Source organism: Pseudomonas sp. LBUM1647 (assembly GCF_059716175.1).
The window spans coordinates 163,403-182,562 of sequence record NZ_CP166809.1 but is presented as its reverse complement, the minus strand read 5'-3'; the positions used below and the strand labels follow the sequence as shown (position 1 = coordinate 182,562).

The 19,160-nt window shown below is 60.7% G+C and carries 17 protein-coding genes and 1 pseudogene; 3 read left to right on the top strand and 15 right to left on the bottom strand.

Translation table 11 applies throughout. From position 1 onward, the window contains the following. Positions 1-63: 63 nt before the first annotated feature. The 9 genes from ACA059_RS00800 to ACA059_RS00760 all read right to left on the bottom strand — a co-directional run bounded on the left by ACA059_RS00800 (position 64) and on the right by ACA059_RS00760 (position 8,581). Entirely contained in the window at positions 64-1,569 is a 1,506-nt protein-coding gene (locus ACA059_RS00800; RefSeq protein WP_497632330.1) for a YdgA family protein, read from the bottom strand. Between the two features lie 287 nt (positions 1,570-1,856). Further along, on the bottom strand, positions 1,857-2,495 hold the full coding sequence (locus ACA059_RS00795; protein ID WP_497632328.1) for an NADH:ubiquinone oxidoreductase subunit N: 639 nt from the start codon (positions 2,493-2,495) through the stop codon (positions 1,857-1,859). A gap of 82 nt (positions 2,496-2,577) precedes the next feature. After that, entirely contained in the window at positions 2,578-4,026 is a 1,449-nt protein-coding gene (locus ACA059_RS00790) for an efflux transporter outer membrane subunit (RefSeq protein ID WP_497632327.1), read from the bottom strand. Continuing rightward, entirely contained in the window at positions 4,023-4,910 is an 888-nt protein-coding gene (locus ACA059_RS00785) for an efflux RND transporter periplasmic adaptor subunit (RefSeq protein WP_497632326.1), read from the bottom strand. The genes ACA059_RS00790 and ACA059_RS00785 overlap by 4 nt, the downstream gene beginning before the upstream one ends. Beyond that, complete coding sequence (locus ACA059_RS00780) at positions 4,907-5,116, bottom strand: DUF1656 domain-containing protein (protein ID WP_033058629.1); 210 nt, start codon at positions 5,114-5,116, stop codon at positions 4,907-4,909. The genes ACA059_RS00785 and ACA059_RS00780 overlap by 4 nt, the downstream gene beginning before the upstream one ends. Continuing rightward, complete coding sequence (locus tag ACA059_RS00775; RefSeq protein ID WP_497632325.1) at positions 5,113-7,185, bottom strand: FUSC family protein; 2,073 nt, start codon at positions 7,183-7,185, stop codon at positions 5,113-5,115. The genes ACA059_RS00780 and ACA059_RS00775 overlap by 4 nt, the downstream gene beginning before the upstream one ends. Beyond that, positions 7,182-7,610, bottom strand: coding sequence for a MarR family winged helix-turn-helix transcriptional regulator (locus tag ACA059_RS00770; RefSeq protein ID WP_218536767.1), 429 nt, complete (start codon positions 7,608-7,610; stop codon positions 7,182-7,184). Before ACA059_RS00770 ends, ACA059_RS00775 begins: the two co-directional genes overlap by 4 nt. A gap of 126 nt (positions 7,611-7,736) precedes the next feature. Next, entirely contained in the window at positions 7,737-7,982 is a 246-nt protein-coding gene (locus tag ACA059_RS00765; RefSeq protein WP_497632324.1) for a DUF2789 domain-containing protein, read from the bottom strand. 137 nt (positions 7,983-8,119) lie between these two features. Then, positions 8,120-8,581, bottom strand: coding sequence for an aminoacyl-tRNA deacylase (locus ACA059_RS00760; RefSeq protein WP_497632323.1), 462 nt, complete (start codon positions 8,579-8,581; stop codon positions 8,120-8,122). A gap of 197 nt (positions 8,582-8,778) precedes the next feature. Between ACA059_RS00760 and ACA059_RS00755 the strand changes: the two genes are divergently transcribed. From ACA059_RS00755 to ACA059_RS00745, 3 genes and pseudogenes are all read left to right on the top strand, one after another. After that, positions 8,779-9,309: an NfeD family protein gene (locus tag ACA059_RS00755; RefSeq protein ID WP_497632322.1), complete on the top strand. Its 531-nt coding sequence runs from the start codon at positions 8,779-8,781 to the stop codon at positions 9,307-9,309. A gap of 2 nt (positions 9,310-9,311) precedes the next feature. Continuing rightward, a complete protein-coding gene (locus tag ACA059_RS00750) occupies positions 9,312-10,070 on the top strand; it encodes a slipin family protein (protein ID WP_129439535.1) in 759 nt (252 codons plus the stop codon). A 403-nt stretch (positions 10,071-10,473) separates the two neighbouring features. After that, positions 10,474-10,838 (top strand): annotated as a pseudogene (locus tag ACA059_RS00745) (DUF6124 family protein). A gap of 177 nt (positions 10,839-11,015) precedes the next feature. On the opposite strand, the gene ACA059_RS00740 reads toward ACA059_RS00745, so the two are convergent. The 6 genes from ACA059_RS00740 to ACA059_RS00715 all read right to left on the bottom strand — a co-directional run bounded on the left by ACA059_RS00740 (position 11,016) and on the right by ACA059_RS00715 (position 19,143). Beyond that, a complete protein-coding gene (locus ACA059_RS00740) occupies positions 11,016-12,587 on the bottom strand; it encodes a glycosyltransferase family 39 protein (RefSeq protein WP_497632321.1) in 1,572 nt (523 codons plus the stop codon). A 219-nt stretch (positions 12,588-12,806) separates the two neighbouring features. Further along, the gene (locus tag ACA059_RS00735) at positions 12,807-14,384 is read right to left on the bottom strand and encodes an efflux transporter outer membrane subunit (RefSeq protein ID WP_497632320.1); all 1,578 of its coding nucleotides are present in this window, start codon (positions 14,382-14,384) and stop codon (positions 12,807-12,809) included. Continuing rightward, entirely contained in the window at positions 14,381-15,445 is a 1,065-nt protein-coding gene (locus ACA059_RS00730) for an HlyD family secretion protein (protein WP_497632319.1), read from the bottom strand. The genes ACA059_RS00735 and ACA059_RS00730 overlap by 4 nt, the downstream gene beginning before the upstream one ends. A 26-nt stretch (positions 15,446-15,471) precedes the next feature. Continuing rightward, positions 15,472-17,007, bottom strand: a complete 1,536-nt coding sequence (locus tag ACA059_RS00725; protein WP_497632318.1) for an MFS transporter — start codon at positions 17,005-17,007, stop codon at positions 15,472-15,474. A gap of 196 nt (positions 17,008-17,203) precedes the next feature. Then, positions 17,204-18,121, bottom strand: a complete 918-nt coding sequence (locus ACA059_RS00720; RefSeq protein WP_497632317.1) for a LysR family transcriptional regulator — start codon at positions 18,119-18,121, stop codon at positions 17,204-17,206. A gap of 155 nt (positions 18,122-18,276) precedes the next feature. Continuing rightward, positions 18,277-19,143, bottom strand: a complete 867-nt coding sequence (locus tag ACA059_RS00715; protein ID WP_033058673.1) for an ABC transporter permease — start codon at positions 19,141-19,143, stop codon at positions 18,277-18,279. Positions 19,144-19,160 lie beyond the last annotated feature (17 nt).

The window sequence follows — 19,160 nt, the reverse complement described above, 5'->3', positions numbered from 1 at the left end:
GACAGCAAAACGCCCGGCGTCTGCGTCGCGCAGAGGCCGGGCGTCGGTGTGTAACCCTCGGTTTTACTGGACCTCGCCAGCACCGCCGAATTTGCTCATGACAAACCCGACAAACTCTTCGACGGTCATCTTCTGGCCGTTGAATTCCACCTGATTATTGGCGTAGTGCAGTTTGGAAACGATGTTGCTGTCTTCCAGTTTTGCCAACTGCGTGCCGACTGCCATGCTGCCAAACATGTCGGCGGTGGCGGTGGCCTGATCGGCGATGAGCTTGGCGTCGGTCTGACCGTCGATTTGCGACTGCACGCTCAGCAGGTCAACGAGCATTGGCTTGGACACTTTCACGTTGACGTCCAGCAGCGCAATCAGTTGTTGGGTCAACTGGTCCGGCGGCAGGTCCATGGATTGTGGTTTGGTCAGGTCGAGCACCAGGTTGGCGCGGCTTTCGCCATTGGCGGTGTTGAACGACAGATTCTCCAGGGCGACCTGCGGGCCGGCGGCCAGCAGTTTCTCCAGGCCGGTTTTGACCTGCGCCTCTTCGGCCGGGGTAAGGATCAGCTCTGGTGCCGGCTCACCCGCAGCGACGGCCTCAGCGGCGGCCCTCTCGTACGGTTGCAGTTTGGTCTGGTAAATCTGCATCAACGACATTGTTGCCGGGATGTCGAGGTTCTTCAGGCTCATGGCCATCTGCGCAGAGCCGACCGTCTTGCCGTTCAAAGACACTTCACCCACCTTGTAATCGGCACGCCCCGAGGCGCTGGTGCCGGATTCCTCGGTCTGGTTCTTCATTTCAAATTTCTTGAAACCCAAGACCGACTGCTTGGCGCCGAAGGTGGTCTTGCTGTCGGTCAGCTCGACGGTGTTCTCGCCGGTGTAGTAGCCGTAGGTACTTTTTGTCAGGTTGCTGGCCAGGGTCAGACCGTTCAGTTCGACCTTCACCGGCGTCTGATCTTCGGCGACCGTGCTTAGCGTCAGGCTGTCCATGTAACCGTCGGCCTTGACCTTCTGCGCTTGTGCGCTGGCGGCGACATCGAGGTTCAACCCGGAGAATTTCAGGCTGGACTTGTCGTCAAGCGCCACGTCCAGCGGCAGCAATTGGAGAGTGCCGTTGGTGGCATTGTCGTAACCGATATTGACCACGCCCGTGAGCGGCGATTTGTCCTTGGCAGCGACGAACCATTTCTCGGTGGTCGGGGTTCTTTCCAGTTCGTAGTGACTGGTGGCCAGGACCGGCAGCCACTTCAGCGACACCAGGCGCGAAAACGGCAGCGGACCGTGCTCGATGTTATCGACGAACAGCAGCTCCACCGGTGCCTCGCCGAACATCTCGCCTTCGCCCTTGAGGCGGTAGTGCGCGGTGCTGCTGAACACATGGCGCTCCAGCGACACCAGTTCCAGGGACGCGGTGCCGTTGGAACCGACCAGCGCGGCTTGCAGCTCTTTGTTGGCATCGGCGATCGAGGTGTTCAGCACACCTTCGAGTTTGGTGCCGGTGTACCAGGCACCGCCGGCGCTGATTGCACCGATGGCAACGACGATTCCAAGAAGCACGCCTGCTGATTTATTCATGAATGACCCGATCAATGTCCGTTGTTGAAGGTGTGGTCGTCTTCCCTGAACCCGTCGGGTTGTGGTCACGACTGCGTTAAAAGTGCGATGGAGATTAGCATCAGGCGCACCAGGCGACCCAATGATTAAAGGTTAAAGAGTGTCTATGAGCACACAGGAAGGCGATCGTTCACAAAGGTGAACCATTGGGAGATATGTAGCGCCCCTAAAAGATCGCAGCCTTCGGCTGCTCCTACATGGGAATGCGTTTACCTGTAGGAGCTGCCGAAGGCTGCGATCTTTTAGGATCACGAATACTGCGTTTCGATCTCATCAAGTTGATGATCAAAGCTCTTGAGCCGTGCGGTCCATGTATAGACCAGCACTTCGAAGTCGCGATTGATCACCGCCGTGCCGCTTGGGGATTCCGAGCGCGGGTCGCAGAAGTCCAGTTGATAACGTTCGCGGGCCATGGCGTTGGCGACATCGGAGAGTTCACGGGCGTTGCTGAGCCAGTGCCAGCCCTCCTCGGACATTTGCTTGTCCAGCGCCAGGCATTGTTGTTTCAGGGTTTCGAGGCTTTTTTCCAGCGGCGTGCCGGTGAGTTCGCCCATGACTTCCTGGAACGTACGCCCCGGTTGCCAGTAACTGCCCCAGAAATACCGATCGAACACCGTTTCGACACGGCGCAGCGCGACCTTGGTGTCCCAGATCAGCACCAGGGTCTTGCCTTGTTCGAGCTGTCTTTTTTTGATGCGCTGACCCTGGACCGAAGCCCAGGCCACCACCACGATTGCCATCACGGCAATCAATGCCGCGGCGCTGTCGAGGAACACCAGCGCCTTGTCGATCTGGTGGGCCAGCATGATGCCGTAGAAATAGGTGGCCGACAGCAACACCAATGCCGCTATAGCGCACCAGAAGCCGGGAGCATAAGGGTTTTTCATTATTGGAATCCCCATGACCAACGCGAGCCTTGATTGATGAGTTCGACGCGCGACCTCATCAAATCAAAGCATAGCAACGGCCTCAGGGTTTGCCGGAGTTCGTGCCTTGCGTTCGTCCGCTTTCCCAGCCGCCACCCAATGCCAGGAACAAATCGATCTGGCTCATGGCAACCTGCGTGCTGGCGGAAGCCAGTTGCGCCCGCACGTCGGTGTAGGTGCGGGTCGCTTGCAAGTCCGCCAGGAACGATGCGCGACCGGCCTGGAAGAAGCGGTGAGTCTGATCTGCCGCCAGTTGCGCCGATTGCTCGGCGTCGGCCAGCGCGTCGCGACGTTGCAACAACGCGGAGTACTGGGCCAGACCCGTCTGGGTTTCGCGGATGGCGTTGAGCACCACGCCATCGAAATGGGCCAGCGCGCCTTGGGTCGTCGCTTCGGCCTCGCGGATTCGCGCCCGGGAGCCGTTGGACGGCACGGTCCAGGTCAGCAACGGCCCGAAGCCCCAGCGATTGGTCGCCGGTTTGCCGAGGTTTTCCAGGATGCCGACGGTACCCACGGTCGCGCCGATGCTGATGTCCGGGTACAACTCGCCCGTGGCGATGCCGATGCCGGCGGTCGCAGCAGCCAGTCGTCGCTCGGCCTGTCGCACATCGGGACGGCGCTTGAGCAACGTCGCGCCGTCACCGACCGGCAACAATTGCGCAATTTTCGGCAGTTCCGCGCAGCGGTCGGTGCCGGCCGGCAGTTGATCCAGCGGTTTGGCCAGCAACATCGACAAGCGGAACAACCCAGCCTGACGGGCCGCCTCATAACGCGGCATGTCGGCGCGCAGGGATTTGAATTGGGTTTGCGAGCGGGTCACCTGGGTTTCGTCACCGCGCCCGGCGTCACGCAAACGCTGGATCAGCGTGGTGCTCTGGGCTTGCAAGTCGAGGGAATGCTGGGCGATTTCATGCTCTTCATTGGCCGCGCAGACTTGGGTGTAGGCCCGAACGACGTCGGCCACCAGAGTGATTCGTGCGGTATCGGCTGCGGCTTGAGTCGCATCGGCATTGGCCTTGGCCGCTTCGATGCCGCGCTGCAAGGTGCCGAACAGATCGAACTGATACGAGGTGGTAATGCCAATGTCGCCGACGTTGGCCACCGGCACTTTCTCCGGCAGCAGGAATGCTTCGCCGGACTCCTGCAAACGCTGGGCGCCCATCTTCACGCCGCCGCTCCAGCCACCTGCCGCTTGAGCTTCATCGACCTGCGCGCGCGCCCGGGAAAGGTTCGCCGCCGCCACGCGTAAATCAGTGTTGGAGGCCATGGCCTGCTGGACCAATTGATCGAGGCGCGGATCCTGATACAAGCGCCACCAATCGCTGGGCACCGGTGCCGAGACGACATTTTTGCCGTTCACCGCCAAGTCGCCCTGCAAGTCTTCACGGTGTACGGCGGCCTCGTCCGGCAAGTGATAGTCCGGCCCGACCACCTGGCAGGCTGACAACAACAGGCCTAATCCAGCGATAGCCAAACCCGAGGCCCTGCTCATTTCGCAGGCTCCTGGGCTTGATCGTCAATGATCGACACCGTGGCGGTACGTCCGGCGATCATGCGGAAATCCGTCGGCACGTCATCGAAAGCGATCCGCACCGGAATCCGCTGGGCCAGCCGCACCCAACTGAACGCCGGGTTGACGTTGGGCAGCAAGTTGCTGCCGCTGCTGCGGTCGCGGTCTTCGATGCCGGCGACGATGCTTTCCACATGCCCGCGCAGGCGAGCGCGGTCGCCGATCACCCGAATATCGACGCTCTGGCCGACATGAATGCCGTCCAGTTTGGTTTCTTCGAAATAACCGTCGATGTGGAATGAATTGCTGTCCACCACCGACAACACCGGACGCCCGGCAGTGACAAATTCCTGATTGCGCGGTGCACGGTCGTTGACGTAGCCATCCACCGGGCTGCGGATGGTCGAGCGATCAAGGTTGAGCTGGGCGCTGTCCACCGCCACCTGAGCTTCCATCAACGCCACTTCGGCGCGGGCCACCCGGGACTGGCTCTCTTCCAGTTGCTCGCCCGGCACCAGATTGCCGAGGCCGCGGTTACGCTTGGCTTCGCGTTGCGCCTGCGCCAGGGTTTCCTGCCGGTCGGCGACCGCCGCCTTGGCCTGACGCAGGGCCAGTTTGAAACGGTCCTGATCAATGCTGAACAACACCTGGCCACGTTTGACTAATTGGTTGTCACGCACGTCGACTCGCTGGATCAGCCCGGACACGTCCGGCGCGATCTGCACGATGTCGGCACGAATGTGGCCGTCCCGAGTCCAGGGCGCGAACATGTAATACATCACCATGCGCCAGACCATGACAACGGCGAAGGTCACGATCAGCAGGGTCAGGACCACGCGACCGATGGTCAAAAAAGGTTTTTTCATGTCATCAGGTATCGACTGAGTGAGTCCACGGCGCCGAGCAGCACAGCGTAGAGAGCCACGTTAAACAATGCCCGGTGCCAGACCAGACGGTAAAAGTGCAGACGCGTCAGCAACCCGTGCACCAGCAGGAACAACACATACGTAATGCCCATCAGCACCAGCAGCGTGGGCAGAAACACCCCGCTGATATCCAGATCACCGATCATAAAGGCGCTCCATCGATGCCATGGGGAAGCGGTTCTTCAAGCTCGCCGGTGCCGACGAATTCCACCCCTGGCAGCAGCGACAGACGCAGGCCGCTCAAGGCATGCAGCAGATGCAGACGCGCACCTTCATCGCACTCCGTGTTGAGGGCACGACGGGTGCGGTCCAGGGTCATCAGTAACGGACTCGGCGCCGGCAAACGTTCGCCAGCCTTGAGGCAGGCCTTGAAATACTCGCCGACCTCGGCCACCACCTGGTGCAGCAGCACTTGCGGTGCGCCGAGTACTCGCGGTGTATAGGCGAGCAAGTCCAGCAGATTCAGTGCCACGCGCACTTCCCGCAGGGCGATGCCCGTGTCCTGGCCGGTCATGGCCAGGCGCGGCAAATGCTGCATCAGGCGATCAAGCATCTGCACACCCAAATGCCGGTGCTCAGACAACGTGGCCGGTTCGGTGAGGCTGACAATGTCGCGCCAGCTGAAACGGGTCAGGCGCTTGGCGGCCAGTTCGGCGCCGAACGGTCGGGCGATCAGGGTCCAGACGAAGGCGAACAACAAGCCCACGGGGCCGGCCAGGTTGGAGTTGGCGAAGCTGAGAAAGTCCGCGTCGTAGGCGCCCTGAATACTGATGAAAGATGACGTGTTGACGAGGGTCAGCAACATGCCCAGATAGAACTGCGGCTTGACCGTCAGGGTGCCGATGCAAATAAACGGCACGGCAAACGCCAGCACCAGCATCGGGAAATCATGCAGGTTGGGCAGGACCAGAAACAGATAAAGACTGGCGAACAACACCGACATCGCCGTCCAGAAAAAGAATCGGTAGATCTGCGGCGCCGGGTCGTCCATCGAGGCGAAAAAGCTGCATGCCACCGCCGCCAGAATCACCGCGGCGCCGCCGTCGGTCCAGCCGAGCAGAATCCACAGCACCGAAGCGACGATGATGGCGGTGACCGTAGACGCCGCCGAATAAAGCATCAGCCCACGGTCGAGAAACGGCGACAGCCGACCGAGCCGCCAGTGCCGATACACCGCGCGCCAGCTGTCCTGGCTTTCGCACTGGATGGCGTACTGCAGGCTGCGGCAGTCCTGCCACACATCGATCCACTCGCCGAGGCGATACAGGGCGTTGGAAAACAGCAGCTGTTTGCGATCATCCAACGCTTCGGCGGACGGTTGCAGCGCTTCGAGCTGATCTTTCAGCGCTTGCCAGCGCTCGAGGTCGGCGTCTTTGTGATCGAGCCATTCGGTGGTTGCGGTCAGCAGCGGCGGGAACTTATCCACAAGCTCGGGCGTGCGCCGCTCAAGGGCATAGAGTGCATCGTCGAGGGCATCGATCACCGGCAACAGGTGAATCATGCGACCGCGCAGTTCCTTGGTATTGCGCACCGTTTGCGGCCGTGCGCCTTCGTGGGGCAACTGGCCGATCATCAACTCCAGTGTGTTGAAGGTCGCGACCATCGACGAACGCAGCGCGCTGACTTCGTCCGGCTGCACGTTGCGGCTGAGGAAACGCAGGCTATACGTCGAGGCAGCGGCAAACCATTTGTTCACCGAATCATTGAACACCGGCGCCAGCCGCCGGGGCCAGAACATGGCGCCGACCACCGCTGCCACGGCGATGCCGAGGAAGATCTCTTCGGTCCGCGCCTCTGCGATGTCCCACACTGCCAAGGGGTTATCCACCACCGGCAGAGCGATCAGCGGCAGGGTGTAACCGGCGAGCATCAGGGCGTAACTGTTGGCCGTGCGCAGGTGCAGCGACAGGAACAGCAGAATCCCGGTCCACAGCGCGATGACCACCACCAGCACATAAGGGCTCTGGACAAACATCGGCACAAAAAAAACCGCGGCGGCGGCACCGAGAAGGGTGCCGACCGCACGGTACAACGCCTTGGAACTGGTAGGGCCGACAAACGGACTGGAAACGATGTAGACCGTGGCCATCGCCCAATACGGACGCGGCATTTGCATGAGCATGGCGATGTACAACGCAATCATCGATGCCGCGAACGTCCGCACACCGTAGAACCAGTCCCGCGCCGGGGGCATGCCGGTAAAAAATCCGCTCAAGGGTTGATCACCGGCAGATGATTGGCCGATTCAAAAGCCCTCAGTACCCGCAACGCCGCTTCCAGATCACTCTGATCGATCCCTTCGAGCACTTCATGGCGCAAGCGCACCAGCTCGATTTCCACGGCTTGTACCAACTCACGACCGGTCTCGGTCAGGCTCAGGCATTTGGCGCGCCGGTCATGGGCGTCTTCGGTACGGCAGACGTAGCCGGCATGACACAACTGATCCAGCAGCCGCACCAGGGACGGGCTCTCCATCCCGGCCGCCTGCGCCACCGTCACCTGCCGCACACCCTCGCCCAAACGCCCGATCATCAACAACGGAACGGCGCAGGCTTCGGAGATTCCATAGTTGACCAGCGTGGTCTGGCAGATCCTGCGCCAATGCCTGGCGGCCACCACCATGGAGCTGCTGATGTTCATCTGGAGAGCGTCGAGGTTCTTCGGCACGAGGGGAAACACACACTGTTAGTTTGCTAACTATCAATATGGCATTTGAGGGGAAAGCTGGTCAAGTTTTGAAACAATTCTTAGGCGAAGGGCCCGGTTTTAACCTCCCCGCCCTTTCCGCAACAGCACATCCAACTGATCCACCACCTCAGCCCAATCGGCGTCATCCAGAATTTCGTCACGCAGAAGCTCCGCTTGGCTCTCGCTCCAAAAGAACGCATCCGCCAGGTGCAATTCGGGTTTGAGCGGTGAGTGGGTGGCGATGAATTTATCGATGCTTTCGGCGTCGTCAGGCAGGCCGAGTTGTTTGAACAGGGAGGGGAGGCTGTGGGTTGGGGATTCCATGGTGGGCTCCTTTTTCATGGCAAATGATTGGGTGACTGCTGCGCAGTCAATCGCGAGCAGGCTCGCTCCCACATGGAATCGCGCTCAACTGTGGGAGCGAGCCTGCTCGCGATGGCGATGTAACTGACGCCGAGAATCTACTGACTCAACTCACACACTTCAGCATGCGGCACCATTTTCAGGAATTCCGGCACGCTCATGTGCACCAGGTTGTTGTGGTTACCAGCCTCCAGGTAGATGTCTTTTTGCCGGGTCAGCAGTGGGTCGATGACCATGTCCATGCCATAGGATTCGCCCAACGCAGGCACCGCGCCGCGTTCGCAATCCTGGAACAGATGCGCCAGGGTGCTTTCCCGGGTGATCTGCCATTCGCCACTGCCGCGTACTTTGCTCAGGTCCAGGTGACGACTCGCCGGCAGCACAGCCATCAGGAAATGACCGTGGTTGTCGTCGAGGATCACCGATTTGGCCACCCGTTCGGCAGGAATGCCTGCGACCCGCGCCGTTTCAAGGCTGCTGGCCGAGTGCGGATGGGTGACGACGTCAAATTCGCAGTGAGCCTTATTCAGGCTGTCCTGCACTGTTCTTGCCATACGCATGATGCACCTCGGAGTCCGCAACAACGTTTCGCGGACGATGGTTAAACCTTTTCTCTCCACTAAAAGTCTAGGCCCGCTGACGCAATCGCGCGGGAAATCTGCCCGCCGGAACAACGTCAACAACTGATCAAAATTCGTACAATTCAGAGCTCAGCTAGACTGTATAAAGACCATCAATGACTCTCCCGGAGGGTCACGTGAACACTCGTTGTTTTGCGGTTGCGCTGCTGTTGGCCTTGAGCGGCTCGGTATTCGCGGCGGACACCGTCGTCTTGCTGGTGCCCAACCCCATCGGGATCTGGCTGATCACGTTCGGCATCGCGTTTCTGATCGCCGAGGCAGCCCTGCCCAATTACGGCGTGATCGGTCTGGGCGGCATTGTGATGTTCGTGATCGGTGCGGTGATTCTGACCAACACCGAGGTGCCTGTTCCGTTGATGATCGGCCTGGGACTGATCAGTGCCCTGTTGCTGATTTTCCTGCTGATCCACGCCCTGAAAACCCGACCGCGCGAAAACGTCAGTGGCGATGCAGGGCTGGTTGGCAGCGTGACCCCGGTGATGTCGCTGGCCGGCAATGCCTACAACGGTTGGGTGCACCTGCAAGGAGAAAAGTGGCAAGTGCTCAGCGCCACGCCGCTGCAACCCGGGCAAAGGGTCCGGGTGGTGGCACGCAAGGGATTATTGCTGGAAGTGGCCGCGGCTGACGCGGCGCCGGGTGGAGAATAACCATGGGCCTGCAACTGGGTTTTGCCGCGCTGCTGTTACTGGTGATTGCATTGGCGGGGTCGACCTTCCGCATCCTGCGCGAATACGAGCGCGGGGTGGTGTTCCAGCTCGGGCGCTTCTGGCAGGTCAAAGGCCCTGGCCTGATCCTGTTGATTCCGGTGGTGCAGCAAATGGTTCGCGTCGACTTGCGTACCGTGGTCCTCGACGTGCCGCCACAAGACGTGATCACCCGCGACAACGTTTCGGTCAAGGTCAACGCGGTGCTGTATTTCCGTGTACTCGATCCGCAGAAAGCGATTATTCAGGTTGAAGACTTTCTCATGGCCACCAGCCAATTGGCCCAGACCACGTTGCGGGCGGTGCTCGGTAAACATGAGCTCGATGAGCTGCTGGCCGAACGTGAGCGGTTGAACATCGACATCCAGCAAGTGCTCGACGCCCAGACCGACGCCTGGGGCATCAAGGTCGCCAACGTCGAGATCAAGCACGTGGACCTCAACGAATCGATGATCCGCGCCATCGCCAAACAGGCCGAGGCCGAGCGGGAACGCCGGGCCAAGGTGATCCACGCCGAAGGCGAATTGCAGGCCTCGGAAAAACTCATGCAAGCCGCCGAAATGCTCGGCCGCCAGCCTGGGGCCATGCAGCTGCGGTATATGCAGACATTGAGTTCGATTGCCGGGGACAAGAGTTCGACCATTGTCTTTCCGCTGCCGATCGAGTTGCTCAAGGGGATGGCGGATTTGTCGTCAAAACCTTGAAAAGATCGCAGCCTTCGGCAGCTCCTACAGGGGCGCGGCGTACACCTGTAGGAGCTGCCGAAGGCTGCGATCTTTTGACCTTCTCCGCAAACACCAACGTCCGGTAACCGCGTCGGAGATTTCCTTCAAGTTGTAGCGGTGTTGGTGAACTTGTTCCGGTCCGAACCCAGGTCTAGTCTGGCCTTGTCACTGAAAAAACGGTGACACGGACGTGCAAGTCCGACGAAACTGTTTAGGGCGCAATTGCCATGGCTCATTGCTTTATGGCGGCTGCGCGCAGGAGATCCTCGGATCTGCTGGGTGTCCTAAACAGTCCCGGTCTTGCACACCTGCGCACGGCCGCCACCCAATTCGCGTGCAAACGAACGGTGGCGGTTCCTACTTACTGTTTAGGGAATTTTATATGTTCAAGGTAACGCCCAATCCGCCAGACAACTCTGGCACCCCATCCGAAGATCCACTCGAAACCGAAAAACTCAAAGAAGCCGCCGACCGTGCCTTCGCCCACTACTTCCCCCCAGGCACCGCAAAGGCAACCTCTTCACCGTCGCCCCCGAGGTCAACACCGAAACCCTTCTGGCCAACGCCTCCGAAGACCTGCTGTCCATCAGCGCCATCGCTGCCAATCTGGCAGACGATGTGGACGGGACACGGCGCTCGGTAGCCCTGGCGCTCAGCCGCATGGCCGATGGCGTGCAGTTGCTTGTAGAGCGAGCGCTGGATCATTGGGAGGAGTCGGAGATCATGCAGGCTCGGGTCAAGGTTTAGCCGGGTAGATTTGTGGTGAGTTGACCACCGCCTTCGCGAGCAAGCTCGCTCCCACATTTGGAATGCATTCCCCTGTGGGAGCGAGCTTGCTCGCGAAGGCGTCAGTGCCGTCGATACATGACTCGGCAACTAGCGCTTCATAAGGCTTTCGCACCCAACGTTCTACCCGTTACAGACTCAATGCAACACGAACAGGCGCGCGTTGGCGCCTCCCGCCTGGGTTACGCCAACGCTCTGCCAGCCTGCGGGCAACGGCGCGAACTCGTCCGGCACATCGAGGGTACCGATCAACCACACCCGGCCAGTGCCTTTGGGCAAATCGCCGAGGCTGTCGAGGTAAATGTCCTGGGTCACCAGCGTGCCGAAACCATAGGCATTCGGCCGACTCGAAACGCCATTGGCCAACGGCGGGGTGTACAGCAGCGGTTTGGCGTCGGTGCGGTTGTAATAGACGTAACTGAGGTACCAGAGCATGTCGCTGGTGACGATCCGGTCACCGGCAACGAAGTGCTGGTTCACGTAGTCGACCATGACGCTGATTTGATCGTTGGTATCGACCGTGGCGTTGTTGTTCAGGCCCACCAGTTCGACGCCGACAAACAACACCAGCACCGTCACGGCCAACACCCGAAAGACGGCGTACAGGCGATCGATGGCCAATGCGGCAATCATCGGCAGGCCGAGGGCGTACGCGGTGAGATAACGCTCGATGAACACCGGCGAGATGAACGACACCGAGAACACCAGCAACAACGGCAAAACGGTGTAGATCACCACCAATGCACTGCCACGAATGACACTGCGATCCCGCGCCAGCGCCACCCACACCAAGGCCAGCAACGCCAAAGGCAACGTCATGAAAATCGGTGTAGTCAGGGTCTCGCCATCGTCCTGGATCAGGAACGACCAGATCATCGAAGGCAACGAACCGAACGTGACCGGAGTTTCCCACCCCACATCGCCATTGGCTTTGAGTTGATCCATGTGTTGAATCAGATCGATCAGGTTGGGCACCCACGGCAAGTACACCAACACAATCGCCACGTTCGCCCACCACCAGCCGGGCTGCTGGATATGCCGCAAGCGATAGCCAGGCTGTACGCGGATCAGCCCCAGATACAGCCAGTGACACAGCACGCACAGGGCGGTGAAGTAATGGGTGTAAAACGCCGCGCTCATCAGCAGTGCGTAAATCACCAGATAGCGTTTACGTCCGGGGCGTTTGATCCAGTAAACCAGGGCGATCGTGGCACCGATCAGCCACAGCCCCAGCAATGAATACATGCGCACTTCCTGGCTGTAACGCACGGCGGTCGGTAGCAACGCCAACAGGACGCCGGCCAACAACGCGGCGCGGCGAGTGGCGAGCAAGTCCACCAGCCAGACGCCCAGCGCCACGGTGGCAATCCCCGGTAGCGCACTCAGGCTGCGAATCGAAAAAATGCCATCGCCGAACAGCTCGATCCAGCCATGCAGCAGCATGAAATACAGCGGCGGATGCACATCATGGGCGGCATGCACCCAGATCCCGGCCAGCGAATACTGGCTCAGCAGCAGACTGGACCCTTCGTCGCCCCAGACCGCCGCCGCGGTCAGGTCATAAAAACGCACCAGCGCGGCCAATGCCAGGATCGGCAGCAACCAATGCTCGCGCACCCATCGAAGCAAGCGCTGAACACTCGCCCAGGCGCCGGGTGCCGCGTGGGGGCCTTGGGTGCCGTCAAGCGGCGTTTCTCTGCGCGCCTCCATTGCCTCCCCTCGGGACTGCCGGTGAAAAATCTTGAAACTTGCAATCACTGTAGGACAGCGGCAGCGCCGACGTCGATGCTGGCTTTGCGACCGACGACATCCGGCGGCCATCTGGATCCGGGTCTACGCTCTGGCATGGTGTGACTTAGCCACGGAGATGAAAGGAATCGGCTGATCACAACGGTCTGCCCGCAATATCCGAGCCATCCGACAAGCAAGTCAACGCTGTGCCATCTCCGTCACCGGATACACCGACTCCCATCCCCCACCCAACGCCTTGTACAACCCGACCATCGCCAACGACACCCCGGTCGAACTCTCCACGAACTGCTCCTGAGTCGCCAACAACGCGCCTTGCACCGTCAGGACGTTAACGAAATCCACCACCCCTTCCACGTATTGCTGTTGCGCGGTTCGCAGGGCGATCTGGTTTTGGCGGACGGCTTCGGCAAGGCTGTCGCGACGCAGTTGGCTGGCGTTGTAGGCGGTCAGTTGATCATCGATTTCATGCCAGGCGCGCAGCACGGTTTGCTGGTAGGCGATGGCGGCTTCCTGTTGTTGGGCTTCGCGCAAGTGCAGCACGCCGCGCAAGCGTCCGCCATCGAACAGCGGCAGGCTGAATTGCGGGCCGATACCGAACGAGCGCGATCCCCAGGAGCCGAAATCGCTGAGTTGCATGGCTTGCGAACCGATGTTGCCCGACAGGGTGATCCGCGGATAGAAATCGCCCTTGGCCACACCGATGCTCGCGGTTGCGGCATGCAGACGGGCTTCGGCCTGGCGGATGTCCGGGCGGCGTTCGGCTAGTTGCGACGGCAGGCCGATAGCGACCTGACGCGGGGTTTGCGGCACCGGGGCGTCTGTGGATAACTCAGTAGACAGCGCTTGCGGCGGCTCGCCCATCAACAGGCTCAAGGCGTTGATCAGTTGCGACTGGCGCTGCTCCAGCGCGGGCAGACGCGACTCGATAGCCGCTACTTGGGCGGCGGCTTCGGCGACATCCAGGTCGGTGGCGACACCGTCGGCCAGGCGCAGCTGCGAGAGTTTCAGGCTGTGGCGGGCGACGTCGAGGTTCTCCTCGGTGACGGCTCGCGTGCTTTGTACACCGCGCAGCTGAATGTAGTCCTGAGCGGTTTCGGCGAGCACCGACAGCAGCACGCCGCGTCGGTCGTTTTCCGCGACTTCCAGGTTGGCATCGGCGGCTTCGGTTTCGCGACGCACACGGCCCCAGAAATCCAGTTCCCAGGACGCGGAGAAGCCCGCGTCCCACAGGTTGTAAGCCGAGTCACCGTTGTGTCCCGACGGATCGTTCAAGCCTTCGCCGCTGTTGCGTTTACGCCCGTAGCTGCCAGTGGCGGCGGTATTCGGGTAACGGTCGGCGGTGATCACCTGACGCACAGCGCGACTTTGCTGCAAACGGCTGCTGGCGAGTTTCAGGTCGAGGTTATCGGTCAGGGCACGCTGGCTCAGGGCCGAGAGTTTTGGATCGTGGAAGACGTCCCACCAGCGTTCGTCCATGGTGGCGGCGATGGCTTGGCTGGCGGCGGACTTTGACGGTTTCGACCACTCGGTGATTTGCGGTGCCTGAGGCTTTTGAAAGTCCGGGCCGACGGCGCAGGCTGAGAGGCTCATGACGAGCAAGGCACAAAGGGTGAGTTGGGGCTGACGGCCTCTTCGCGAGCAAGCTCGCTCCCACAGGGGATCTCCATTTGTGCAGAGATTGTGTGCATTGAACCGATTCAATGTGGGAGCGAGCTTGCTCGCGATGACGTCAGCCCTATCAATGAAAATCTTCATCGTTGAGCAACCTCATGCTCGCTCGCACTGGCAGTATCAATACTCGCCTCAACCGACATCCCCACGCGCAACCGCTCCGCCAATGCCTGACCCGGATCAAGCATGATTTTCACCGGAATCCGCTGCACCACCTTGGTGAAGTTACCGGTGGCGTTGTCCGGCTTGACCGAGGCGAACGTCACACCCGTGGCCGGTGCGATGCTCTCGACGCGACCGCTCAGGGCCTCACCGCCGAGGCTGTCGACACGCACTTGCACGTCCTGCCCCGGCTGCACGTCGGTCAGTTGGGTCTCCTGAAAATTGGCGACCACATAGGCCTGCGCAAGTGGAACCACCGCGAGGATTTTGCTCCCCGGCGTGACATAGGCGCCGACCCGAACAGCGCGCTCGCCGACCATACCGTCCTGAGGCGCGACGATGCGTGTGTAGGAGAGCTCGTAGCTGGCCATTTCCAGCGCCGCTTGCGCCCGTTTCAATCCTCCTTCCGCCGCGTCACGCTGAGCGGTGAGGATCTCCACCTGCTTGCGCTCCGCCGCCAGCACCGCCGTCACGTTCGCCAGCCGCGCGGTGGCCTGATCGATGCGGGTCCGCGCTTGTTGGGCGTTCTGCACCGTGCCGGCGCCTACTCCGGCGAGGTGGTTGTAGCGATTCAATTCATGCTCGGCGAAGGCCATTTCAGCCTTGGCCGACACGACCGTGGCCTGGGCTTGAGCGATCACCGAAGCCTGGCGTTCAAGGGTCGCACGGGCATTTTGCAGTTGCGCCCTGGCCACCAGGGTTTCAGCGTCTGCCGCTTGGGCGGCGGCACGCAAATCCCGGTCATCAATCAACGCCAGCAACTGCCCGGCCTTGACCTGCTGGTTGTCCTCCACCAGCACTTCCTTGATGAACCCGGCCACGCGCGGCACCACCAGCGTGAAGTCCGCCGAGACAAAGGCGTCATTGGTGTTCTGCTGCGTGCGCTTGCCGAACAGACCGGGCGCCAGCCAATACACCAGCACACCGAGCGCCACCACCGCGGCGACGCCAACGGCCACTTTTTGCTTTGATTGAGTCGTCATAAAAACCTTCTGTTTCAGTGAAGCATTCAAGTCGGCGCGCGCGGCGGATAGATCCGCGTCGGCAGCCAGAAAATCAGCAGGATCAGCGCCAAGGCAACGCCGGCCATGCACAGGTAAAGATCCGATGCCGTCAGCACCACGGCCTGCTCATGCAGCCGATGGGCAAGGCCCGCGCTGTCGCTGTCGACCAGAGGTGAGTTGCCGAGGTTGTCCACCAGCATCATCGAGTGAAAATGCAGCCTTGAGGTGGTCAACGCCTCTAGCACACCGGTGGCGATCACCGCCGCCAGGCCTTTTACGGTGTTGAACCAGGCCGAAGCGAAGGGCCCTTCCATCGGGCTGATGCTGCCGGTGGAGAGCATCAACAGCGGCAGCACCGCCATCGGCTGACCGAAGATTTGCAGCAGTTGCAGCACATAGAAGTCGTCGCGTATCCACACCGACGTCAGCTGCGACCCACCGATGCAGGACAGCGCCAGCATGCTCAGGCCGATCCCCAGCACCCAGCGGCAATCGACCCAGCGCAGGTTGCACAGCGCCGCCACCAACGGCAGCGCGATCAACTGCGGTAACGCCGCCAACAGCATGATCGGCGCGGTCTGAACCGGGCGATAACCCTGCACCTGCGCCAGGTAGCTGGACGGAATAATGATCACCGCCAACAACACCACCAGCACCCCGGCCAAGGTCAGCAAGGCGAATGACAGGTTGCGGATGCCGAGCATCTGCATCTTGAAAAACGGCACCGGCTGCGACCATTCGTTGATCAGAAACAACACCAGCAACAGCAACCCACCACCGAGCAATCCGCAGATCAGGCTCGACTCGAACCAGTCCAGCCGATTGCCTTGCAAAAGGCCGATCACCAGCATGCAGATCGCCGGAAACCCCAGCAACAAGCCGCGCCAGTTGAATTGTTTGAAGCGTTCCAGGCGCAACGGGTCCTGGGGCAAGCCATAGGCCACCGCGACCATGGCGATCAGGCACGGTGCGATGATTTGCCAGAAGGTCCACTGCCATCCGACGTGCTCGGTCCACAACCCGGCCAGCGGAGTGCCAAGCCCCGGGCCGAACGTCGCGGTCAGGGCGTAACCGGCCAGACCATAAAGCTTCACGTTGGCCGGCAAAAAGCGCAGCGCCACGGTCATCAGCATCGGCGGCAACGCGCCGCCCGCCAGGCCTTGCAAGGTGCGCATGAGCAGCAGGCTTTCATAGTTTGGAGCGAATGGGCACAGCACGCCCAACAGGGTGAATGCGCTGATGGCGCAGAGGGTGAACCGTCGTAGCGAAAACGTCACCGAGCACCACGGCGCGAAAGCCATGGCCGCCACCGAGGTCGCGGTGTAACTGGCGACCAGCCAGGTGCCTTCGTCGTAGCCGATGGCCAATGCGCCGCGGATGTCGGCCAGGGCAACCTTGGTCACCATTTCGTTCAGGCCCGACACCAGCACCGCCAACAACACGCCCACCAGGCCGATGATGATCCGCGGACCAAAGACCGGTGGCGTGACGGCAGCCGGGCTGGCCGCGGCGAGAGGTGCCGTGACCGTGAGGGAAGTCATGACTGCAAGCTCCGGGGTTTGAATACCGGAGCATTTTAAGAAGCGCGATGCCTTACGAAAATTGACTTATCGGCAGCTTATAAGTGCATCAGGCGCAATGATTCCGCCATAGATCAAAAGATCGCAGCCTTCGGCAGCTCCTACACGGTTTCGCGTACATCTGTAGGAGCTGCCGAAGGCTGCGATCTTTTGATCTTCAAGGTTGCGCGGCCAGCCACGTCTCGTCGCAGCAGGTTTTGAGGGTCTCGCGCAGCCAGCGATGCGCCGGATCCTTGTCGAAGCGCGGGTGCCAGGCCTGGGTCAGCATTAGAGTTGGCAAAGGAATCGGCAGCGTGAAGGAACGCAGCTTCAAGCCCAGGCGCTGGACGCTCAGCAAGGCTTCCTTGGGCACCGGCAGTATCAAATCGGAATCAGGCAAGGCAAACATCGCCGCATGGAAACTCGGCGCAATCACCGCCACCCGCCGCTCCAGCCCCAAGGCATTGAGCGCGGTATCGATCGGGCCACGGGCGATGCCGCGACGGGACATGCTGATATGGGAAAACCCGGCGAAACGTTCGGCCGTGATCTCCTCGTCGAACAGCGGATGGCCTTCGCGAACCAGGCCGACGAAATGAGTAGAGAACAGATTCTGAATCTTCACTTCCGGGGTCAGCGGCCGGGTATTGCTGATGCTCAGGTCAATCCGCCCTTCACGTAGCGCCTCATCATCGCCATCGCCTTCCGGCACAAAACGCAGTTCGCAGTGCGGCGCCTGACGATCCAGGGTGTCGAACAGCTTTCCGCCGTAAACGCCGACGAAAAAGTCATTGGCCCGAATATTGAACCGACGGCGCAACGTGCCCAGCTCCACCGCATCAGCCGAACGAAACAACAGCGCGGCCTGCTCCACCACGTCACGCACCTGCTCGCGCAACGCCAGCGCCTTGGGCGTGGGCACCAAACCGCGACCGGCGCGCACCAGGATCGGATCGCCGATGGCCTCGCGAATGCGCGTCAGCGTCCGGCTCATCGCCGCCGGGCTGAGGTTCATCCGCCGTGCGGCTCCCACCACACTGCCCTCGTCGAGCAAGGCGTCGAGGGCGACCAACAGGTTCATGTCCGGAAGTTGCATGCTGAGCACTCGTGTCTGATCTGGATTGATTCAGACGCAATGCTAGCAGATCAAAAGATCGCAGCCTCCGGCAGCTCCTACAGGATTCCGCGCACACCTGTATGAGCTGCCGAAGGCTGCGATCCTTTTTCTCAACCACACATAAATCCAATAGATCAACGCTGCATCCCCCAACGCTTCACCGTGACCCGCTCCAGCGTGCTGAACACCAGATTTTCCACCAGCAAGCCGATCAGGATCACCACCGCCAACCCGGCAAACACCTTGTCGGTATACAGCTCATTTCGGTTCTGGAAGATGTACCAGCCCAAGCCACCCTTGCCACTGGTGGCACCGAACACCAATTCAGCGGCGATCAGCGTGCGCCAGGCGAAGGCCCAGCCGATTTTCAGCCCGGCAAGAATCGACGGCAGTGCTGCCGGGATCAGGATGAACAGCACGAAACGCATGCCTTTGAGGCCGTAATTGCGCCCGGCCATGCGCAGGGTTTCCGAGACACCGAGGAACCCGGCATAAGTATTCAACGCCAATGCCCAAAGCACCGAATGCACCAACACGAAAATCAGACTGTTCTGCCCCAGGCCGAACCACAGCAACGCCAACGGCAACAACGCAATCGCCGGCAGCGGGTTGAACATCGAGGTCAACGTACTCAACAGGTCGCGACCGAATTGCGTCGACACCGCCAGGGTCGTCAGGGCAAACGCCAGGACGATGCCGATCAGGTAACCCTTGAGCAACACCACCAGCGAAATCCACACCTTGCCCAGCAACTCGCCACTGAGCAAACCGTCGTACAGCGCGCTCCCGGTTTGCAGAAAACTCGGCAGCAGCAGGTCGTTGTTCTGAACACGGGCAACCACCTCCCACAGGACTGCGAGCAAAATCAGGATCAGGCTTTTTCGTAACCAGCCTTGTTGCCAGAGGCGCTGGCCGAGCGGTAATTCACGCTCCAGCGGCACACTCGTCAGCGGTTGCAACACCGTTTCAAATTCTTCACGCGGGGATGATAAAAGGCTCATCGGGCAATCCTCTCAAT